Origin of the sequence: Aureitalea sp. L0-47, from assembly GCF_026126405.1 — a bacterium.
Taxonomy (GTDB): domain Bacteria; phylum Bacteroidota; class Bacteroidia; order Flavobacteriales; family Flavobacteriaceae; genus Pukyongia.
Genome location: NZ_JAFMTQ010000001.1, coordinates 106722 through 128039, shown reverse-complemented (window position 1 = coordinate 128039; position 21318 = coordinate 106722). Strand labels below are relative to the sequence as shown.

Below are 21318 nucleotides of genomic sequence, written 5' to 3'. Positions count from 1 at the left end.
GAATCATGTCAATAAAAGAATCACAGGAAGAATTAATTGAGGAATTTGCCCTCTTCGATGATTGGATGGAGAAATACGAACATCTTATCGAACTGGGGAAATCGCTTCCTATGATCGATCCCTCACTTAAAACAGATGAGCGCATTATCAAAGGTTGTCAAAGTAAGGTATGGCTTGATGCGACTTTAGAAGACGACAAAGTGATTTACACTGCCGATAGCGATGCGATTATCACCAAGGGAATCGTTGCGGTTTTGATCAGGGTTTTCTCCGGAAATAGCCCCGAAGAAATTACAGAGGCAGATTTGGGTTTCATAGACGAGATTGGTTTGAAAGAGCATCTATCTCCTACCCGGGCCAACGGACTTGTTTCTATGATAAAACAAATGAAGTTATATGCCGTGGCGTTTCAGGCGCAACTTAAGAAATAAACAATGAGTACTACTGAAATCAATACTACCGAACTAGGTGAAAAGATCGTAAAGGTTCTCAAAACCATTTACGATCCGGAGATCCCGGTAGATATTTATGAACTTGGTTTAATCTACGATGTATTCGTTAATGAAGACCTGGAAGTAAAGATCCTAATGACGCTTACCACACCTAACTGCCCGGTTGCGGAAACCCTTCCGGTTGAAGTGGAGGATAAGGTTAAGTCCATAAAAATCGTAAAGGACGCCGAGGTAGAGATCACTTTCGATCCTCCCTGGAGCCAGGATCTTATGAGTGAAGAAGCCAAGTTGGAATTAGGTATGCTATAATGTAATAATTGCTATGTCGAAAGTAGGAATTGACGCCCTCTCATTTTATGTCCCTTCTTTATTTGTTCCGATGGAAGAACTGGCGGCTCGCCGGGATATTCCTTATGAAAAACTAAGACGCGGACTGGGCCTGGAAAAAATGGCCATCCCAGACATCAATGAAGATGCCGCTAGTTTTGCTGCTAATGCACTTTTGCGACTTATTGAAGACAATACTATTGATCCCAGGGATATTGGAAGAGTCTACCTGGGAACTGAAAGCGCAGTAGATGGCTCTAAACCCACCGCAACTTACGCATTGGGTGTTGTGGAAGAAAAACTCACAGGAAAGTGGGGAGAACGGGCGTTTAGAAATTGCGATGTGGTAGACCTTACCTTCGCATGCGTAGGGGCCGTAGATGCCATGCACAATTGTATCGATTGGGTAAAGGCCGGGAATGACCGGAAAGCCATCGTGATCGCTTCAGATCTTTCGAAATACGAACTCAATTCCACAGGGGAATATACCCAGGGAGCAGGCGCTGTTGCGGTTTTGATCTCTGAAAACCCCTCAATACTATCTTTTAGTGATACCTGGGGTGTTGGCACCAGTAGCGTGGGCGATTTTTTCAAACCACGTCGCTACTTTAACAAAACAGACCTTGCGGTTTCATTATTGAAAGAATCCGGGGTAGAGCTTTCCGAAGAACAAATCGATACCATTGTCACCCAGGCACCTTCCGAATTCTGGAACGACGGTAACGCCCTTGTTGAAGTCTTTAAAGAAGAGCCCGTATTCGAAGGTCAGTATTCCAACCAATGCTACAGCGATCGAATCACCGAAGCCTTAGAACATTTTAACCAACAAACACCCACGAATTTCCTTAAAGACTGGGAATACCTGGTATTTCACCTGCCGTATGCCTATCACGGTAGAAGGATTATTTTTTCAAATTGGCTTACATGGTTAGAAGAAAATGATCAAATGGACGTATTGTTAGCCGAGACAGGACCTGTTGGTGACGACAGGAAAACCTGGGAACGCGCGGCGAGTAAATCGGAAATGTACCGCCAGTTCGTGAAGGACAAGATCGAGAAAGGTGAGCGCGCATCTTCGTTGATCGGTAATATGTACACGGCCTCAATTTTTATGGCCTTCCTGAGTTTAGTTCGCAGTTGTTTTATTGAGGAAGAAGAACTTTCGGGAAAGAAAGTTGGGTTCATCGCTTACGGAAGTGGTTCCAAATCTAAAGTCTTTGAAGGCAGAATCGAAAATGGATGGAAGAAGTCCGTTTCAAGAGTAAAATTATTTGAACAGTTAGAAGAGCGATCGGTAATTGACGTAGAGTTGTACGAAAAGATTCACCGTGGGATTCAGCAAGAATCTGTGGAGGCGCATTCAGTAATAACTTTAAAGGAAATTGAGACCGAAGACCAAAATACCAAAGGACTGAGAAAATATTCCTAATCGCATTATGGCCGATGAAATAATAAATAGAGTAGCCAATAGTAAGCTTGTTACTATCGACCTTGAGGAGTACTATCCTGAAGGCCCCAGGCATGAACTTGATATTGCTCCATGGCTGTACGAAGGCATTGTCCTTCGGGAAAAAGAATTCAGGGCTTCGGTAAAAGATCATGACTGGAGCATTTACAAGGATGCTTATGTAGCGATAAACTGTTCAACGGATGCCATCGTCCCTGCATGGGCATATATGCTGATCTCCGTTGAAGCTGCCAAATTTGCCCGGAAAGTAGTATTTGGTAAACTGCCGGATCTGGAAACTGTGGTACTTGCCGAGATCATCAATGATCTGGACATTGAAGAATATCGGGATAAACCTGTTATCGTTAAGGGATGCTCACATAAACCCATCCCAACAAATGCCTACCTTCTCATATCGCAACGATTGCAAGCCGTTGCAAAAAGTTTAATGTATGGTGAAGCCTGCTCCTCAGTACCGCTTTACAAGAAAAAATAACCCCCTTACAGCGATTTCAGCCGTCGTTTTATCGAAAACGAGTCCAAATTAGCATTGTTCATTTCCCTGCAAAGGAAGAAATCTTATTTTTGCCCGCATAAACAATATTAAAACAGATGAAAAAATTAGCCCTATTTGCATTCTTAATGCTGACACCTTTCATCCTGTTCGCGCAGGAGGAAGCAACCGAAGAGCCAAAGGATGGCTGGTCAAAAGCCGGAAATATTTCGCTACTATTCAGCCAGGCAGCCTTCAACGAAGAATGGACCGGTGGAGGTACCTCTAACTACGCCGCAAACCTGGCACTAACGTACGATGCCAACTACCGTAAAGGTAAATTGAACTGGGATAACCGTTTTATGGCCGACTATGGTATCACGAAGACCCGTGACCAGGAATTCACAAGAAAGACGAACGACCGACTGGAGATCAACTCCATCCTTGGTCGCCAGATCAAGGAAAGTAAGTGGTTCTATTCCTTCTTTGGTAATTTCAGAACTCAATTTACATCCGGTTATGAATACGGTGAGGACGCTAACGGTATGGAGATTCGCACTGAAACCACCAAGCTTATGTCTCCAGGTTATCTGCAGGTAGGTCCAGGTTTCCTTTGGAAAGAGAGTGATAATCTGAAAGTTAATATCGCTCCGGCAACACCGCGTTTCATTTTTGTTAGTAACGAATTCACCGATGTGGGTAACGACCCTTTACTCATCATGGCCTTTAACGATGCAGGTGGTTACTTCGGTGTGGACGCCAACGATACTATGCGTTTCGAGTTTGGTGCCGCACTGGGAGCATATGCTAAGTTTGACGTTATGAAAAACGTAACCGTTGAAAACGTCCTGAACCTTTACAGTAATTACCTCGAGGATCCTCAGAATGTTGATATCGACTACACTCTGAATTTAGTTATGGCAGTAAACAAATGGATCACGGCAAACGCCACTTTCCAGGCCATTTACGATGATAACGCAGTTCAAGGATTCCAGATACGTGAAGCAATTGGTATCGGGATTACTTACGGACTATAAACTTCAGAAGAAACTAGTAAAAAAGTAGGCTGTCTTTTTAGGCAGCCTTTTTTTATTCCAACACCTCCGGATACAAGAAATTGTTATACGGAAAGCGAGTCACATGAATATCCCGAACCTTCTGGTAGACCACTTTTCTGAATTCGTCCAGGTTCTCTTTGTTCAATGCTGAAATAAATATGGCGTCGCTATTCTCCTGCGCCATCCAGGTATTCTTCCAGTCATCCAGCGTATAGTGCGCTTTAGTTCTTTCGGTAACCAGATCATCGTCATCGATCACTTCAGGCTGATAGGCATCGATCTTGTTGAAGACCATCAATGTAGGTTTATCTGAGCTGTCGATCTCATCCAGGATCTGGTTTACCGAGGCTATATGATCCTCGAAAGAAGCATGTGAGATATCAACCACATGCAACAGCATATCCGCCTCCCGTACCTCGTCCAATGTACTTTTAAACGACTCTACAAGTTGCGTTGGAAGCTTTCGGATAAAACCTACGGTATCACTTAATAGAAACGGTAAATTCCCTATCACAACCTTTCGCACAGTGGTGTCCAAGGTTGCGAAGAGTTTGTTTTCAGCAAAGACATCACTCTTGCTTATCACGTTCATCAGGGTAGATTTCCCAACATTGGTATACCCTACTAAGGCAACCCGAACCAGGGAACCTCGATTCCCTCGTTGCACTTCCATCTGTCGGTCGATCTTTGCCAGTTTTTTCTTCAGTAAAGAGATCCTGTCACGAACGATACGACGGTCGGTTTCGATCTCCGTTTCACCGGGTCCACGCATCCCGATACCTCCACGTTGTCGTTCAAGGTGAGTCCACATCCCGGCAAGACGGGGTAGCAAATATTCATACTGGGCCAGCTCAACCTGGGTCCTCGCATAACTCGTCTTCGCTCTTTGGGCGAAAATATCGAGGATCAAATTGGTTCTATCGATGATCTTACATTTCAGAATACGCTCGATATTCTTCTGCTGTGCTGGAGAAAGTTCGTCATCAAAAATTGCGGTACCGATATCGTGTTCTTTCACAAAATCCAGTACCTCTTCCATTTTCCCGGAACCAATAAAGGTCTTGGGATTGGGCATATCCATCTTTTGTACAAAACGCTTCATGACCTCTCCCCCCGCCGTGTAGGCTAGGAATTCAAGCTCATCCAGGTATTCGGTGGATTTGTCTGCGTCCTGCTGACGGGTTATGAGACCAATTAGTATGGTTTTCTCGTATGCTATGTCTTCTTTCTCTAACATATTCTGATCAAGGGGGTCAAAGATACGAAAGCTTTGCGAGGGAATTTTGTATTTTGCTACTCATATACTTCGGAATAGATGATAAAGAAGGAAAATCACAATTACTACAGCTTTGCTTTCTACAACCTCGAGAATCTTTTCGACACCAGGGACGACCCCAATACCATCGATGATGATTTCACGGAACATTCGGACAGGAACTGGAACAAAAAACGATTCCGAAGGAAACTTAAGCAAATGGGGAGTGTGATCTCCCAGATAGGTTCCGAAGAAGTGGGCCATCCGCCTGCACTTATTGGCCTTGCAGAAGTTGAGAATCGATATGTTCTTGAAGAGCTGGTCGACTCCAAATACCTGCGTCACAAACATTATGGGATCGCTCATGTCGACAGCCCGGATGAAAGAGGAATCGACACCGCTTTGTTGTACCGGAAAGACCATGTTGAAATAAGGAATATTTCAGCCCACACAGTGCATGTAGTGAACGAAGAAGGAATTCGAGATTACACCCGCGACATACTAGAAGTACATGCAACGATAGATGGCCATGAGGTTTATGTGCTTGTAAACCACTGGCCTTCGCGTCGAAAAGGTGTAGAGGCGACTGCATTCAGAAGGATGGCAGCTTCGAAAAAGGCAAGTGAGGTAGCAGAGCAGATTCGCGCAGTCGATCCAATGGCCCGAATAATAGTGATGGGGGATTTCAACGATGACCCAAAAAGTAAAAGTATAAAAGCTCTGGTTACTTCGGAATTCTACAATCCCATGGAAATGCTGCTTACTCGCTATGAAGGCAGTGTGAACTATCGCGGAGACTGGTATCTCTTCGACCAGATCATCCTGTCACTTAATTTCATGCAACAGCACGGAAATGATTTCCGATTTCAGAAGGCAGATATTTACAATCCAGCCTTTCTAACCGATCGTAGTGGCCGAAGAAAAGGGAACCCTTTTCGCACCTTTTTAGGGAAGAGATATTCGGGTGGGTTTAGTGATCATTTCCCCGTCTACGCCATCTTTTCAATTGATCAGGGCTGATATTTTATTAACATACATTTGGTCGGGATTTTCTCACATTTCATCTAAAAAAATCGGTGGGATAATGTACCTTTATATTTTTAAGTAAATTAGACCGAAATAACCACCAACCATATCCAAATGAAAAAAGAATACACCTTCGACTTTTCATACATTGACCAAAAATTTGCAAAGCCTCTTTTCAGCCTTCTAATCCTGTTGTTAGTTTCCGGCCTATCCTACGGGCAGGGCCCCGGTTGTCCTAACGTAGATGCAGGTGAAGATGTAGACCTGGACTGTGGGGTTGAATGTGTTGATCTTACGGCATCTTTCCTTCAGACCGGTGAGACCACTAGCTATGAAGTAAGCTCGATAACTTATGCTCCTCCGTTTCCATTTACAGGCGGGACACCTGTTTCGGCTAACACCGATGATGTATGGTCTCCTATAATTCCAATCCCTTTTGATTTCTGTTTCTTCGGGGAAACCTATTCAGAAATGATCATTGGATCTAACGGTGTTGTGGCGTTCGATTTTACACAACCGGATACCACGCCAAACGGTTTCTGCCAGTGGAGTTTCGAACCAAATGAAATGATCCCTGATCCTGTGGAATTGTTTAAGACCACCATTTTCGGTGCATACATGGATATAAACCCTGCTGTGGCAGGTTCGGGACAGATAAACTTCGAGGTGTTTGGTGAGGCTCCATGTAGGACTATGGTGATCAATTTCCCAGATGTTCCTTATTTCAGCTGCAATAACCTGATTATGACATCTCAAATAGTTATGTACGAGACTACGAACGTGGTCGAGGTGTATATCGAGGAGCGTTCAGATCAATGTTCGAACTGGAACGACGGACTTGCTCTAATAGGTATCCAGAACCAGGACGGAACGGTAGGATTTACTCCTCCGGGAAGAAATACAGGGAACTGGCAGGCAAACCAGGAGGCCTGGAGATTCACTCCAAACGGAGCTTCTAACGTAGTTTTCTCGTGGTTGGATTCACAGGGAACTGTTATTGGCAATGACCCAATGATTAATGTTTGCCCGGATGATGAAGTAACCGAATATACAGCCCAAGCGGTGTATACAAACTGTAATGGTGATGTAATTACCGAAACGGATACGGTAACAGTCACTAAAGTTGCCACATTCACCGTTGATGTAGGCCCGGATCAAGCTTTCTGTGATGTTGAATCTTTCGACATTACTGCCGAAGTTGATGGCATTGATCCTACTCAGGCCACCTATCTGTGGAATACAGGAGAAACAACACAAACAATTACGGTTTCCACATCAGATACCTACACTTGTGAAGTTACGTTCGATACCTGTACTTTGGAAGACAGTACTGTGATTGAATTCAACGAAAATCCGATTATTGAACTTGGCGACGATTTTGAAACCTGTTTTGAAAATACAGTAGTGTTAGACGCTACACCGGCAAATTACCCTGCTGGGGCAGCCACTTATGAGTGGAGCTTGGATGGTGTGGTGATCGCCGGAGAAACAAGTCCTACTTTAACGGTTACTGTTGGTGGCATCTACAGCGTGTTTGTAACAGTAGGTATCTGTTCCAGTAACGACACTATAGTAATTTCCCCCCGTACCGACCTTGAAGTTTCTTTAGGTGACGACTTTAAGTCTTGTCCTAATGAACCTCAAACATTAACAGCCGTTACTTCTGAAGACGGCGTGACCTTCGAATGGCAGCTAAATGGCGATACCCTTGAAGGTGAAACCAGCAATACCCTGGAATTAATGCTTGAAGAAGGTGTTATGGGAACCCAGGTATATACCGTTATCATCACCAAAGGTGAATGTACCGGAACAGACGATATTAATATTGAAACATACGATGTTGGTAATTGTGTGATCTCGCAAGGTATCTCACCCAATGGATCACCTGGCTTTAACGACGAACTCGACCTGGAGTTCTTGTCGGACAGAGCCGGCGGTATCCTTCAGCTTCAGATATTTAACCGTTTAGGAAGTCTCGTGTATCAGAGGAATAACTACATAAACGAATGGGTAGGACAATCTGATGATGGCAACGAATTACCAACCGGAACCTACTTCTATGTGATCGATCTTGCTTCGGAAGATCCTGTCTATGGTGCGCAAGCAACCGGATGGGTCTACCTGAATCGTGATGCAAATTAAGCAACCTTAGAAGAAATTCTTTTATGAACCGAATAGTATCATGCATATTCTTGTTGGGAAGTGCCATTTCCCTGGCGCAGTCCATTTCCGTTAACGACCCTGCCGATCCGCAATCCGCGTTTTCGGCCGAAGAGCTCGTGCAGGAAGTGCTTGTGAGCGGTTCATCTTGTGTTGAGATAGAACTCACCACCCTGGGTGAAAATCCAACAGGTGTTGGTAACCCGGCCGAGCAGAGCTGGGGATACTTCCAGAATAACGGAGGAACCTTTCCCCTTGAAGAAGGGATTGTTCTATCCTCAGGATTTGCCGTAAGTGCGGAAGGACCTAACGACGATACCGGGACTTCAGACGGAGACTTTACCTGGACAGGTGATAATGATCTGAAGGCAATACTGGACAATCAGTACGGTACCTCCGAGGACACTAACAACGCAACTGTATTTGAATTCACTTTCGTTTCAAGTCTGGACGAAGCAACTTTCGAATTTATTTTTGCTTCTGAAGAATACGAAGACCAATGGGAATGTAGTGATCAGTTTAGGGACGGCTTCGCCTTCCTCATCAAAGGTCCGGGTATACCCGACGATTCAGGAGCCCCCTTTGGTGGAACTAATGTAGCTGCTGTACCAGGATCGAATAATGTGCCTGTGAGCACGGCAACTATTCACAGGGATACTTTCTTATGTGGATTTGAAGTTCCCGGTGTGAATTACTTCCCGGAATTGTATGTAACAAATTCAGCACCTCCTACAAACGAAATTGAATTCGATGGACTAACGGTTACACTAACCACTGCCACTGTAGCAATAGTTCCAAACGAGACCTATACCGTAAAAATGGTGATAGGAGACCGTGGAGATACAGCCTTCGATTCGGCTGTGTTCCTGAAAGCCGGAAGTTTCAATATTGGAAGTGTAGATCTTGGAAACGACATTCTACTTGGTGATCCTGAAGCTCAGTGTACAGGGGATGTTATTACCCTGGATGCCGGGCCGAATCCGGATGCCGACTTCCAGTGGTTCAAGGACGGAATAGAGATCCCGGGAGCTACAGCGCAAACCCTTGATATTTCAGAAACAGGACTGTATCGTGTTGAATTAACTTTTTCGTCCACTCCCGATTGTGTGGTAAGCGATGAGATTCTGGTAGAATTCTTCCCGGTTCCCGATTTCGAACTTGGGGAAGACCAATTGATCTGTGATATGGAGATGATCACGCTTGACGCCACTCCGGTAAATACAAGCGAACTTAACGACATATCGTATAAATGGTTCAAGGATGGTACAGAGATTCCCGGTGAAACCGGTGCTACTTTGGAAGTATCCGACACAGGCTTATACGCTGCCGAAGTTACGGGTAACGGATGTCCGATAACAGACCAGGTATTCATTGAATTAGTTTCCTTTACTGTGGATATTGGCGATTTTGTAGAACCATGTGGAGACAGTGAATATGAGATAGTACCTGTAATTGAAGGTGCCGATCCTACGGGAGCATCTTTCCTCTGGAGTACGGGAGAGACTACACCTACCATAACTGTTACCGAAGATGGAGTCTATAGTGTGGAAGTCACCATAGAGGGTTGTACTGAATTCGACGATGTTACCATTAATTTCAGGACACTTCCCGAAGTTGAACTGGGAGAAGATATTATAAAATGCGCGGAGGACGTTCGTGTATTAACGGCCACCCCAATAAATGCCGGAGGAGCCACCTTTACCTATACCTGGTTCCGCGATGGTGGAGTACTGGAAGGTGAGACTTCAGAAATACTTGAAGTTACTGAAGCAGGCATCTACGAAGTTGAAGTGAACGATGATGGCTGCCTGGGAACCGATTCCATTTTAATTGAATTTTACGCCAACGAAAACTGTGTGGTAACACAAGGTATCTCCCCAAATGGAGATGATATGAACGAAACACTTGACCTGGAGTTCCTGAACGATCAGAAGGGAATTGTAAAGATCTCCATCTTTAACAGGTTAGGAGCATTGGTATACGAGAAGGAGCGCTATGTGAATGAATGGATGGGACAGACCGATGACGGTTCCGAATTACCCGTGGGAACCTACTTTTATGTAATTGAATTAGAAACAGACGAACCGCTGAGCGGTTGGATATATTTAAACAGATAACACAACCAATAATAACTAACGATAATGAAAAAACTGTCGCTATTAGTACTCTTAGTCGCTATACTGAGCACCGAATTCACGACGGCGCAACAGGACCCACAGTATACGCAATACATGTACAATATGAACGTGGTTAACCCCGCCTATGCCGGATCCAAGGAAGGACTTTCCGCCACAGCACTGTACCGCAACCAGTGGTCTGGGTTCGATGGAGCTCCCGAGACATTTACTTTCTCGGTACATTCCCCCTTCGGAGACAAGGTAGGATTGGGATTATCGGCCATTAGAGATGAGCTGGGACCAGTGAGTGAAACCAATGTGTACGCCGATTTCTCCTATACTCTGGAAGTAGGTGGCAACACTAAAGTAGCCTTAGGTCTTAAAGCCGGGGCCACATTCCACGATGTTGGACTGGTCGATCTGGATCTTCAGGATCCAAACGACCCCTTCTTTTCACAGGATATCAGCAACACTTATCCGAACGTGGGTGCCGGGGCCTTCCTTTATGGCGACAATTTTTATGTAGGCCTCTCCGTACCAAACCTTCTGAACTCTGTTCACCTTGATGAGAACGGACTGAAATACGGCTCGGAAACAAACCATTACTTCGCAACCGCGGGTTATGTGTTCCAGGTTTCGGAGAGCGTAAAACTAAAGCCGTCGGCCATGGTTAAATCGGCTTTCGATGCGCCGCTTTCATTCGACGCAAACCTGAATGCTCTCTTCTTCGAGAAATTCGAGTTAGGTGCTTCATACAGATTAGATGATTCTTTTAGTGGCCTGGTTGGGTTCCAGGTTACTGAAAATATTCGAGTTGGATATGCATACGACTATATTACTTCTGACCTTGATGCGGTGGCGAATGCTTCACATGAAGTCATAGTGACGTTCGACCTGTTCTTCAACAAACGAACTTTACGCTCACCGAGATACTTCTAATCCCAAATTCTAAGATCAGTAACAATGAAAAAAATATTCACAATACTACTAGTCATCGCGGTAAGCACAACTTTTACTACCGCTCAAAATAAAGACACTAAGAAGGCAGACCAGCTGTATGCGCGTTATCAATACAACGATGCCGCTGCTGCTTATCAGAAACTTCTTAAGAAAGGTAAAGGAAGCCGCTATGTGTTCCAGCAACTGGGGAATAGTTACTACTTCATCAATGATACAAAAAAGGCCGAAACCTATTATAAGCGAGTTGTTAAAGGTCGTAAGGTTGATCCTGAAGTGGTGTATAACTATGCACAAGTACTGAAGGCGAACGGAAAATTCGCCTTGCACAACACCTGGATGAAGACATTCGCTGAAGCGAAACCAAATGATTCTCGAGCGAAGGAATTCATGAAAAATCCCAACTACATCCCACTTATCATGGATGAACAACCACGCTGGGAAGCTAAAAACATGGAGGAGATCAATTCTGAATACTCCGACTTTGGTACTTTCGTTATGGGTAAAGATTTCTACTTCACTTCTGCCCGAAACACAAAACGCAAAAGTTACGGATGGAATGAAGAACCTTACCTTGATATCTATAAGGCAAGAGATGTTGGAGGAACTATAAAAAATGCTAATCTACTTGGCGGAGACGATGTGAACACGAAGTACCACGAGGGAACCGTAGCGATCTCACCAGACGGCAAACGTATGTATTTCGACCGAAATGATTTCTTCGAGGGTGACTACGATAAGAGTTCCGAAGGCGTAAACCAGATCAACCTGTACTATGCTGAATTGATCGATGGGCAATGGAAGGGAGTTCAGTCTGTACCGTGGAATAACGACGAATATTCGGTGCAACACCCCGCACTTAGCCCAGATGGCAATACATTGTATTTCACCAGTGATATGCCTGGTGGACAAGGAGCTAGCGACATTTATAAGGTTTCGATTAACCAGGATGGCACCTTTGGTACACCACAAAATCTTGGTGCTGGGATCAATACAGAAGGACGTGAAGGGTTCCCTTCCGTAGACAGTAATGGCACCTTGTATTTCGCAAGTGACGGACACATGGGAATTGGTATGCTGGATGTATTCATGGCAGAAGCCTCCGGATCCGGATTTGGAAATGTGACCAATATGGGGAAAGGTGTCAACAGTAGTGATGACGATTTTGCCTTTGTTTTCGATCCTGCTACGATGACAGGATACGTTTCTTCCAATCGTGAAGGTGGTAAGGGTAGCGACGATATTTACGCCATTAAAGAATTGGAAGTAGTCTGTGAGATCAAAATAAATGTTACGGTACTTAATGAATACACGGATGGCCCGATATCAGGAGCGCGCCTTGATCTTTACGATGAATTCGAGAACAGTCTGAATTCTCGTACAACATCTGTAGATGGTAAGAGCTTGTTCTCTGCAGAATGTGACAAAGGTCACGTTATACAGGCAGTTATGGAAGACTATGAAAGTAATGCTGTTGTAGTGGAATCGGCTAATGACACCGAAGTGGATGTTGTGGTTAGACTCCGTCCTATAGAAGAGATCATCGTAGACGACCGTGTGGTACTCAAACCTATCTACTTCGACCTCAACAAAGCCAATATCAAACCACAGGCAGCTTTCGAGCTCGACAAATTAGTTGCCATTATGAAGAAATACCCGAACATGACAATCAAAGTAGAGAGTCATACAGACAATCGAGGTGGGGATGAATTCAACCTGGAGTTGAGTGAGCGAAGAGCTCAGTCTACTGTTCAGTATGTCATCTCACAAGGTGTTGAAGCTTCAAGAATAAGCGGTGAGGGTAAAGGAGAAACAGATCCGAAATTCGATTGCGGATCCAACTGTACTCAGGAACAGCACGATAAGAATCGTCGTTCCGAGTTTATAATTGTAGAACGCTAGTCGTTTTCAACTAACTATTAGCCACAAAAAACCCTTCCAAATCGGAAGGGTTTTTGCTTAGGATATATCTTTCAGTTGCTTTCGAAGTTTCTGAATATGCACTTCATAACCTGAGCCCTCCAAATTCTCCATACATTCTATCATTTGCTGTAATTCTTCTTTGCTGTATTCTTTTTTCTTAGGAATAAAATCTTCTTCAGGAGCTAATGAAAAGAACAGCTTGTCACTCCAGTCATTCCGTTTACCATCGATCACGAGGTGAACTCTCGCTGCTTCTCCCCTGTTCGCTACACTGTGTTCAAAATTCACATTGGTATACCAGCATTCCCCTTCTTTCATCACAATACGCTCACTATCCAGTATGAATTCAACATCAGAATTAGTGTGAATTGGAATATGTACCCGAAACATTCCATCTTCATAACCCGATGCGTGATCCTTGTGCGGTTTTATTACAGCTCCAGCATCCAGTTTCATTAACCTGGCTGTTAGAATCGGGCATTCAAATCTCGAGATCACTTCCTTAAAGTAAGGACAGTCTTTGAGTAAAGGGGTCGGCAGAATTTGACCATCTTCCGTATGGAATGCGTTTATGTTGGACGCATCACCTCCCGGGGCATAAAGAGCTATCACGGACCAGTCCCCCACATATCCCGTGGTATTGAAATGAGCCTTCCATTGTCCGGAAGAGGCAGCGATTAAATCCCTGGTGAGACGAACAGGATCGAATTGAAAGGGAAGTTCTAGGAGGGTGATCATAACTTTCTAGTACATCGTGTTCCCATGAGCCGACTCTTCAGGGATGAGTTGCATGGCATCCCAGTGTTCCACGATCTTACCATTATTATCAAATCGGAAGAAATCCATGGTCACATATTCCTCGTTCCCTGGCCAGACCTGGTGGGTATGCAAGGCCACCAAATTATGTTCGGCAATAGCCCTAACAAACTCTATGGATTTATTTGGGTACTCGTTATGCATCCTGTTGAAATAGTCGATAAAAGGTTGTGTCCCATCTCCTACCAGCGGATTGTGCTGGATGTACACATCACCCACGTACAATTCCACGGCCTTAGCAGGGTTCCCTTCATACGCCATCTTATAGAAGGCAATGGCGTTTTCCTTGTTCCTAACTAAGTGCTTGACCTTTTTTCTTTTCATTACTAGCTATTTCGGTTCAAAAATTAAAAATACGGCGGTACTATCCCCTGTGTTACGTACCTGGTGCCATTCCACTTTTTCATTGGAAAAACCATATCCGGTGGGAATATCCACTTCACGTGTTCCCGTTGTATCAGTGATTGTAAATTTACTTCCCGCCAAGGTATATCCGAAATGTCTGTCGTGATAATGCTTTTCATGGCCTACCCCTGGTGGGAACGTACATTTAAGCACTCTCATATGGTCGGTATCCTCAAGTACTTCACATACTTTTTGGCCTTCCCATCCCGCTTGCAGGGGATCCGGCAAGGTAGTTTTGGTATCGCAACTGCTTATTAAGAAAATACCTAGGATTATCAGCAATACAAATCGCATATAGTTATTAGTCATTTTCAAGGAGGTATTTACTCAAGCTGTCTAGATCTACACCAGATATTTCGGATCTCGACGGATAACCGTGTCCGTAAAGGCCTGCGTGAAGAGGTATAGGCAACTGAGCTTCCTTGCCTATGGGTTCAATGTTCATCTTAATAGGTTTGAGTACCCTTCTGTCCACGATCGGGCTGAACTCGGACCAGGACAGCTGAAAAACAGACCCACAGTGATCACAACACCATTCTTCGAGATACTCACTTTCTGTTGGCTCTAGTTTCTTTACTGAAAACTGGTTGCCAACCCTGCCTATCATCAATTCGGTTTCCCAGCTAACAAAGGCCGTGTTATAATCTACACAGTCTATACCCGCTATCTGGATAAATCGTGGGTGCTGGCAGGCACAGCCATCCTTATAGTACATTTCGACGACCTCATCAATGAGTTTTTCAACCTGTAAATAGCGCTCCTGTCTCTTCTCGATAGTCTCTTTATCCATATCGAATAAAGATACAGAAATCGGGCTTAATTGGAGGTGATTTCAATATCGTCTAGTTCATAGGTTCCATCCGAATCCGGATCGCCGGATCCAACATATTTCCAGGCGATATGTCCTGCGCCTTCAATACAGCTTAGATCTATATATCCTGAGAAGATCCAGTCTCCAAAGAAGTCGTCGTCCTGAACTATGATCGCATTCGACAGAATCTGCCAATCTGCACTTATGATTGACTCGGGTTCACCATCCCAATTTGAAGAAAAGAATATTTCCAGAGTGCTGTTATCGGCAAAACTATTGGATGTTTTAAAATGCAATTCCTCTCCTTCTTGTTGGTCAAAATCAATTTCCGGAGTAATTAGCCAGCCAATATTGTTGTCATCACCACTCATATAAGCTCCCATCCTTGCCGAAATTCCCAAGGAAGCATTGCTGCCATCGTCAAAATAGGCTTCCCAGACCTCTGTTCCGGCCTCAGCATAATTTGTCCAACCATTCCCAAGTATAGGCTCACCTTCGATCTGGTCCTCAAAGTTTTCAGTAAACAAAATTTCACTGCCAGCTTCAGAAACAACACCACAATCCACCTGCATAGGATCGCAACGATCCGTGCCTGCCATATCGATGTTACTCGTATGGTTGATTACCAGGTTGTATTCATCACCAAAGAAATTATAGGTAAATATCCCTTCTATACTGCCCATGCCGGCGGGTAATTCCACCGCGCTGAAATCGGCGAAAACCGAAGTACTCAGGATGATCGTGCTGTTTTCAATACAGCTTTCAAGTATTCGTTCCCCGTCAAATTGGTCTCCGGGTTCTGCGGAAAAAGTAAGTGGATGGCTTCCTAAAACTTCGTTTCTATGAAACTGCATATCACTCAACCTTACATACGTATTGACTAATGTATCGTTCAATTCAGAAATGAGAATATTCATGGGTTCAACCTCTGCTACAATAGTATCCCGCTTTAGAAAATCGAACATTCTTGATTCTGATAGTGGCCCAATCCTGTTGCCTTCACGATAACCTATGGTCAGTTGACCATTATCTAATCCAACTGTTAATTGCTGGAGTTTCACATGTACTTTCCTGCCCTTTTCAAATGTTGAGAACAAGGGATTCACATCTATCTTAACCCTAATACCACTTTCAGGATCTGTATGTTTATCCTGAATTATAAGTTCCTCAAAGAAATTTCCTTGTTCATCACTGGAAATCACATAACCACTGAGATAAAGATCTTCCTCCACGGTTAGCAATGGGTTTCCTGTATTTGTTATTTGCTGATCCAAGGCAGCTCTGAGTGCACGAAAACTAACCTCAGTTCCGGTGATCTCGAACGGCTGCTGTTTCGGTAACGGGATATCAAATTCATCAATTTCACAAGTGATCAGACATAGCGAAGCAAATGTCAATATCGCAATCTTTAATACTGGTTTTTTCTTCATTTTATCATCATTTATTTAGAATCTGAAGTAGATATTCATAAAATAAGTAGTGCCGTTTCCATAGAAATATCGATTCCCAAACAAAGGCCCATATGGTCGATTTTCCTCCTCTAAACGCTGTCTATAGCTTACTCGTCTGGAGTCTTCGAAGCCTCCGGAACGATAAATTGTCCCCAGTAGATTGTTTACTGAGACAAACAATCCAATTGTGTACTTTCTGATACGCCAGGTCTTTCCCCCCACAAGGTTCACTAAAAAATAGTCGTTCAATCGTTCTTGTTTCAAGAGTGATCTGGCTATGTTCTCATCATAGTCGTTGAAAGGGAGTCCGTCCTTGTCTGTGTAAAAATCGGAAGTACGCCTCAAGTAGCTTATATCAACAAAGGTGTTGGTGAAATAATTGAGTGTGCCTCCCACCCACCAATAGGAAGGATCCCTGTACTCTAACCCAATTTGGTATGCCTCCTGCGGGCCTCCCGCTACACGATAATTTTCAATAAATACTTCACGTTTACCCAGGGTTGAAAGATCATTACCTTCCACAAAACCATCTGCTGTATCTGTATCGAAATCATCACCCGAAAGGTATAGTTCGGGATTTGTATTGTAGATACTCTGACCTACTGAAGCTGCCGCTTTGATCTTAAGGGAGGTGAGAATTTGAGCCTCGGCACCTACTTCAATTCCAACATTCCGTAGACCGATACCAGTTACTATTTCCTGAACAAATGCGTTGCTATCTTCACTTCCAAGAGCGTTTTGAGTGAAAAAGAAGCCAATATCCGTTTGATTAGAAACACTTGTGTAGTATCCCGTGATTCGAGTATCCAGAATAGTAGAACGGTACAAATAGCTTACATCTGCCTGCTGAATACCCTCATTAACCAACCCAATTACTAAATCATTGTTTTGTCTGGGGTTGGCAAAGGCGTTACGAAGCAAAGGCGGTCGTGTTGAGTAGGCCATATTTATCTCTGTAAAATGTCGGCCATTAATACTATAGGTCCCACCTAATTTTCCCGAAAAGGAGGTGAACGAGAGTCGGTCACTCGACCCTAGCGAGCGATTTTCTCCAGGAAAATACCCGTTTCTATATAAACCCTGTCTTTGGTAGTTGGTTTGGTCCCCGCGAATGGCTGCGTAAAGGAATAATCGTTTCGTACGCAGTTGGGCCTGGAGAAATCCATCCAACCTGGAAGCATTCAAACGGTAATTGTACTTATATCTTTCACCTTCAGCCACAATCCGGTCTGGGTTGTCCAAGTCACTTTGAATCTGATCTGGATCCGATCCAAAATAATCTACATCCCGAAAACCACTGCCTCCCAGGAGGTCTTTTGCTATTGCGAAATTATCACTGCTCAAACTGCGAAATTCCAACTTGGCGTTTACGGATAAATGTTCGTTGATTTTTGCTGTTGCGATGCTGTTGAAAACAAAAAGGTTTTCAGCTCGAACATCTTCCTGGAGAATGATCCTGGATATTCCATCGGACGAATTTGCATTGGTGTTATAGAATGACTCCCAGTCCAATTGACCGTCATTTATAAAATCACTTTCCGCTTCGAGTGCCAACCGAAAATCGTAGTTATTGGGAAATGGGTTTCTGAGAAAATAGCTCGGTAACCTTTGGTAATAATTGGGGGCGGGATTTCGAATTCCACCATTATCGAGACGGGTATTCCCTATTTCGCCGAATTGATAGGCGAGGTTTGTATTTATTCTGAATGAATCGGACAAATCCCAGAAATGATTTAATTGAACAAGAGGTTGCTCGATCCGTCTTAACCTGCTATTTCTCAATCTTCCCTCCTGAAATCCCCAGTTTGGATTATAGGTAGAACCTTTTAGTCGCTCCACTTCTTCAGTTAGTGCGGTCCCTCTTCCTCTTTCAACAGGGGTATAGAATGCCGAAAGATTAATACTGTGGTTACTTCCAAGACTCTTTTCAACTGCAAGGAAAAGGGAATTTGCTTCGTATGGGGTACCTTCGATGAAACCACGCTCTCCTGAGCGACGTGATGCCAGTATGGCATACGACCAACCCGAAGGGGTGATGCCACTTCGGTATGAACACATGATCCTGTTTTGGTATGATCTATTGGCTCTGGCATAAGATCCCTTGCCTCCTTTCGAATAAGAAGATGCGCGCATTACAATATTGTTTGTTCCCGCCATCCCTCCGAATCCGAAGTCGATGCTTTTTGAATTCCGGGCGAATTCACGAATTCTTTGCAAGTCATTTACTCCGCCTAAACTTCCCCATTGTGGCCGACCGTCATAGAATTTATTAGTGGAGATTCCATTGATAAGTAGTTGGACATTTCGATTGTCCAGCCCCCTGGGTTTAAAGAAAGTAGCGCTGAAGTCATACGCGACGGCATTCAGGAACACATCCCTGGATGCTTCCAGTAAGCCAGAATAGTTGGCTGTGACCTCTCCCACCTCGTCAAGTTCATAGTCGCTCAATCCAATCACCGAAATTTCAGATCTGGATATTGAGAAATCAGGCTCCATTAAAATAGGATCAATATTCAGGTCCTTACCTTTTTCCAATAAGATCCTGAAATTCTTCGTCAGGTACCCTTCCGCTTGAATCACCAGCGTATGTTCTCCGGGATTTACTTCGGAATATTCAATGCTGAAGACCCCTAACTCGTCGGTATATGATTCTAATTCCAAAACTGGCACACTAACCTTGGCACCGTTTATAGCCTTATTAGAATGAATGTTAGTTACTCTTCCGGATATCACAGAGAGCTGTGCGTGACTATTTCTGAAGAAAATACAGGCAATAAATAAAAAGATAAAGATCAATCGCATATGAGCTGATGGACCGGACACAACCAAATTTCAATCATGAACTTTAAAATAATCTGTGTGACCTGGAGTCCAATTGCGGGAAGAAAGAGATACTGCGAACTGTTTAAAATTATCTAAAAAAACAGCTGTAATCGTAAGCTGGAAGTAGCTTTTTTATCTTTTAATTCTCTAATTTCATGAAATCAAGGTCGAGATAAATTGGAATTAAGTAGCTTGGATCTCTCCCCATTAGTTCACTATTAGCATTGAACAGATTTAAGAGTTTTTTCATTTTGTTGTTCTTGCTTCCCTGTACAATTCTCGGGCAGCAAACCAGGCAATATAAAATCCTGACTGTCGGATTCTACAATCTTGAGAATCTATTCGATACAATGGACGACCCGCTAACGTTCGACAATGACTGGACACCCGAAGGTAAGTACAACTGGACCTTAGAAAAATACCGGTCTAAATTGAAAAATCTGGCTGCTGTTATGGGGGGACTCAATGATGAATATTCAGTTCATCCTCCGGAAATTCTTGGAGTTTGTGAAGTCGAAAATCGTGCCGTCCTGGAAGACTTAATAAGGGAGGAGCCTTTCAATAGTTACGATTATTCTGTGGTTCATTTCGATTCGCCGGACAGAAGAGGTATTGACGTTGCTCTTATTTATAGAACTAAAGTCTTTCTTCCCACCCATGAAAAATCCATTCGTCTACTGTTATTTGAGAATGATGACCTGGGAAAACGAATCTATACCCGCGATATGCTATTGGTCAGTGGGCTATTGGATGGCGAACCAATTCACCTGGTTGTTAATCACTGGCCATCCCGTAGAGGAGGAGAAGAGTCCAGCAGACCACGACGCATTGCTGCTTCAAAACGTATGAAACAAATTGTTGATTCCCTTTGGACAGAGGATCCTTACTCGAAGATAATCTGTATGGGTGATTTCAATGACGACCCTAATAGTCCGAGTATTCGAAACATCCTCAAACCCATCCTGACTAGAAAAAACGCAAAACTGAAGCGTTTATTCAATCCCATGGAAGTATTGCATCGAAAGGGTTACGGAACTTTGGCCTACAGGGATAATTGGAACCTATTTGATCAGTTCTTGATTTCATCCGAATTATTAAAAAAAGACTATGGTTCGCTTCGTTTCTTTAAAGCAGACATACATAATGACATCGAGCTGCAAACAGCTTCAGGTCGTTACAAAGGTTATCCTTTCCGAAGTAATAATAATGGACTATTTACAGGTGGATACAGCGATCACTACCCCGTTTATTTATACCTGATCAAAGAAGCAGATACTACTTCCGAAGGAAAATAGATCAACTAAACCATTGCGCCCAGGGGATACGGCTTAACGCAAAGAGCGTTGCCAGGGCATAGAATAATGTAAGCGCACGGAATTTCGGCCCGGAAACCAGTTTCTTTTTGTGTTTGGAGTAGCCTATAGTAACCAATACTACCACGATGATCATGATAAGTGGATGTTCCACAGCGTAAAGGCGTGCTTCAGAATTCTTCATGATCTCCCCCATCCCCATATTGCTGAAATTCTTTAGCCCTAGTGGAGAGATGAAGTATAGTATCAAGCCTATCAGGAATTGAATATGTGTTACGATCAATGTAAAAAGAGCTATCCTGAAGTCCCTGGGCTGGTATTCTTTCTTCCCAACCAGACCAGCCAGCGAATTTATGGTTGCAATTACTAGCATAAAAAGGACCAAATAGGCCCACCAGGAGTGAATAAACTGAACGGTAGTATACATAGGTTGGTTTTTTGAACGAGTTTAAAGATACGTATTATTCAATAAAAAAGGGTCGGC

At 43.7% G+C, this 21318-nt stretch carries 19 protein-coding genes; 11 read left to right on the top strand and 8 right to left on the bottom strand.

The features are described 5' to 3' along the window. Positions 1–5: 5 nt before the first annotated feature. The 5 genes from J1N09_RS00575 (at position 6) to J1N09_RS00555 (ending at position 3756) form a co-directional block, all read left to right on the top strand. Positions 6–431, top strand: coding sequence for a SufE family protein (locus tag J1N09_RS00575; RefSeq protein WP_265197436.1), 426 nt, complete (start codon positions 6–8; stop codon positions 429–431). 3 nt (positions 432–434) lie between these two features. Beyond that, on the top strand, positions 435–761 hold the full coding sequence (locus J1N09_RS00570) for a DUF59 domain-containing protein (RefSeq protein ID WP_265197435.1): 327 nt from the start codon (positions 435–437) through the stop codon (positions 759–761). Between the two features lie 13 nt (positions 762–774). Then, a complete protein-coding gene (locus tag J1N09_RS00565) occupies positions 775–2208 on the top strand; it encodes a hydroxymethylglutaryl-CoA synthase family protein (RefSeq protein ID WP_265197434.1) in 1434 nt (477 codons plus the stop codon). A gap of 7 nt (positions 2209–2215) precedes the next feature. After that, positions 2216–2722: a DUF2480 family protein gene (locus J1N09_RS00560; RefSeq protein WP_265197433.1), complete on the top strand. Its 507-nt coding sequence runs from the start codon at positions 2216–2218 to the stop codon at positions 2720–2722. Between the two features lie 116 nt (positions 2723–2838). Then, the gene (locus J1N09_RS00555; protein WP_265197432.1) at positions 2839–3756 is read left to right on the top strand and encodes a DUF3078 domain-containing protein; all 918 of its coding nucleotides are present in this window, start codon (positions 2839–2841) and stop codon (positions 3754–3756) included. 52 nt (positions 3757–3808) lie between these two features. On the opposite strand, the gene hflX is transcribed toward J1N09_RS00555, so the two are convergent. Next, on the bottom strand, positions 3809–5014 hold the full coding sequence (hflX, locus tag J1N09_RS00550; protein WP_265197431.1) for a GTPase HflX: 1206 nt from the start codon (positions 5012–5014) through the stop codon (positions 3809–3811). Positions 5015–5092: 78 nt separating this feature from the next. Between hflX and J1N09_RS00545 the strand changes: the two genes are divergently transcribed. The 5 genes from J1N09_RS00545 (at position 5093) to J1N09_RS00525 (ending at position 13194) form a co-directional block, all read left to right on the top strand. Next, complete coding sequence (locus J1N09_RS00545; RefSeq protein WP_265197430.1) at positions 5093–6052, top strand: endonuclease; 960 nt, start codon at positions 5093–5095, stop codon at positions 6050–6052. 120 nt (positions 6053–6172) lie between these two features. Further along, positions 6173–8200 carry a gliding motility-associated C-terminal domain-containing protein gene (locus tag J1N09_RS00540; RefSeq protein ID WP_265197429.1) on the top strand — a complete coding sequence of 676 codons (2028 nt, stop codon included), beginning with the start codon at positions 6173–6175 and terminating at the stop codon, positions 8198–8200. Between the two features lie 23 nt (positions 8201–8223). Continuing rightward, a complete protein-coding gene (locus J1N09_RS00535) occupies positions 8224–10335 on the top strand; it encodes a gliding motility-associated C-terminal domain-containing protein (RefSeq protein WP_265197428.1) in 2112 nt (703 codons plus the stop codon). A 24-nt stretch (positions 10336–10359) separates the two neighbouring features. Then, a complete protein-coding gene (locus J1N09_RS00530; RefSeq protein WP_265197427.1) occupies positions 10360–11274 on the top strand; it encodes a type IX secretion system membrane protein PorP/SprF in 915 nt (304 codons plus the stop codon). A gap of 24 nt (positions 11275–11298) precedes the next feature. After that, entirely contained in the window at positions 11299–13194 is a 1896-nt protein-coding gene (locus J1N09_RS00525) for an OmpA family protein (RefSeq protein WP_265197426.1), read from the top strand. A gap of 57 nt (positions 13195–13251) precedes the next feature. Here J1N09_RS00525 and J1N09_RS00520 read toward each other — a convergent pair whose 3' ends face one another. Genes J1N09_RS00520 through J1N09_RS00495 form a run of 6 tightly spaced genes read right to left on the bottom strand, consistent with a single transcriptional unit; the run spans position 13252 to position 19500 of the window. Then, positions 13252–13953: an aspartyl/asparaginyl beta-hydroxylase domain-containing protein gene (locus J1N09_RS00520; RefSeq protein ID WP_265197425.1), complete on the bottom strand. Its 702-nt coding sequence runs from the start codon at positions 13951–13953 to the stop codon at positions 13252–13254. 6 nt (positions 13954–13959) lie between these two features. Further along, positions 13960–14355, bottom strand: coding sequence for a nuclear transport factor 2 family protein (locus J1N09_RS00515; RefSeq protein WP_265197424.1), 396 nt, complete (start codon positions 14353–14355; stop codon positions 13960–13962). Between the two features lie 6 nt (positions 14356–14361). Next, positions 14362–14745 (bottom strand): cupin domain-containing protein, encoded by a 384-nt coding sequence (locus tag J1N09_RS00510; protein ID WP_265197423.1) that lies wholly within the window; start codon positions 14743–14745, stop codon positions 14362–14364. Next, positions 14738–15226 (bottom strand): hypothetical protein, encoded by a 489-nt coding sequence (locus J1N09_RS00505; protein ID WP_265197422.1) that lies wholly within the window; start codon positions 15224–15226, stop codon positions 14738–14740. Before J1N09_RS00505 ends, J1N09_RS00510 begins: the two co-directional genes overlap by 8 nt. A gap of 26 nt (positions 15227–15252) precedes the next feature. Next, entirely contained in the window at positions 15253–16677 is a 1425-nt protein-coding gene (locus J1N09_RS00500) for a DUF5689 domain-containing protein (protein ID WP_265197421.1), read from the bottom strand. 15 nt (positions 16678–16692) lie between these two features. After that, positions 16693–19500 (bottom strand): carboxypeptidase-like regulatory domain-containing protein, encoded by a 2808-nt coding sequence (locus J1N09_RS00495; protein WP_265197420.1) that lies wholly within the window; start codon positions 19498–19500, stop codon positions 16693–16695. Between the two features lie 245 nt (positions 19501–19745). Between J1N09_RS00495 and J1N09_RS00490 the strand changes: the two genes are divergently transcribed. Next, the gene (locus tag J1N09_RS00490; RefSeq protein ID WP_321160781.1) at positions 19746–20816 is read left to right on the top strand and encodes an endonuclease/exonuclease/phosphatase family protein; all 1071 of its coding nucleotides are present in this window, start codon (positions 19746–19748) and stop codon (positions 20814–20816) included. A 1-nt stretch (position 20817) separates the two neighbouring features. Here J1N09_RS00490 and J1N09_RS00485 read toward each other — a convergent pair whose 3' ends face one another. Then, complete coding sequence (locus J1N09_RS00485; protein ID WP_265197419.1) at positions 20818–21261, bottom strand: COX15/CtaA family protein; 444 nt, start codon at positions 21259–21261, stop codon at positions 20818–20820. Positions 21262–21318: the final 57 nt, after the last annotated feature.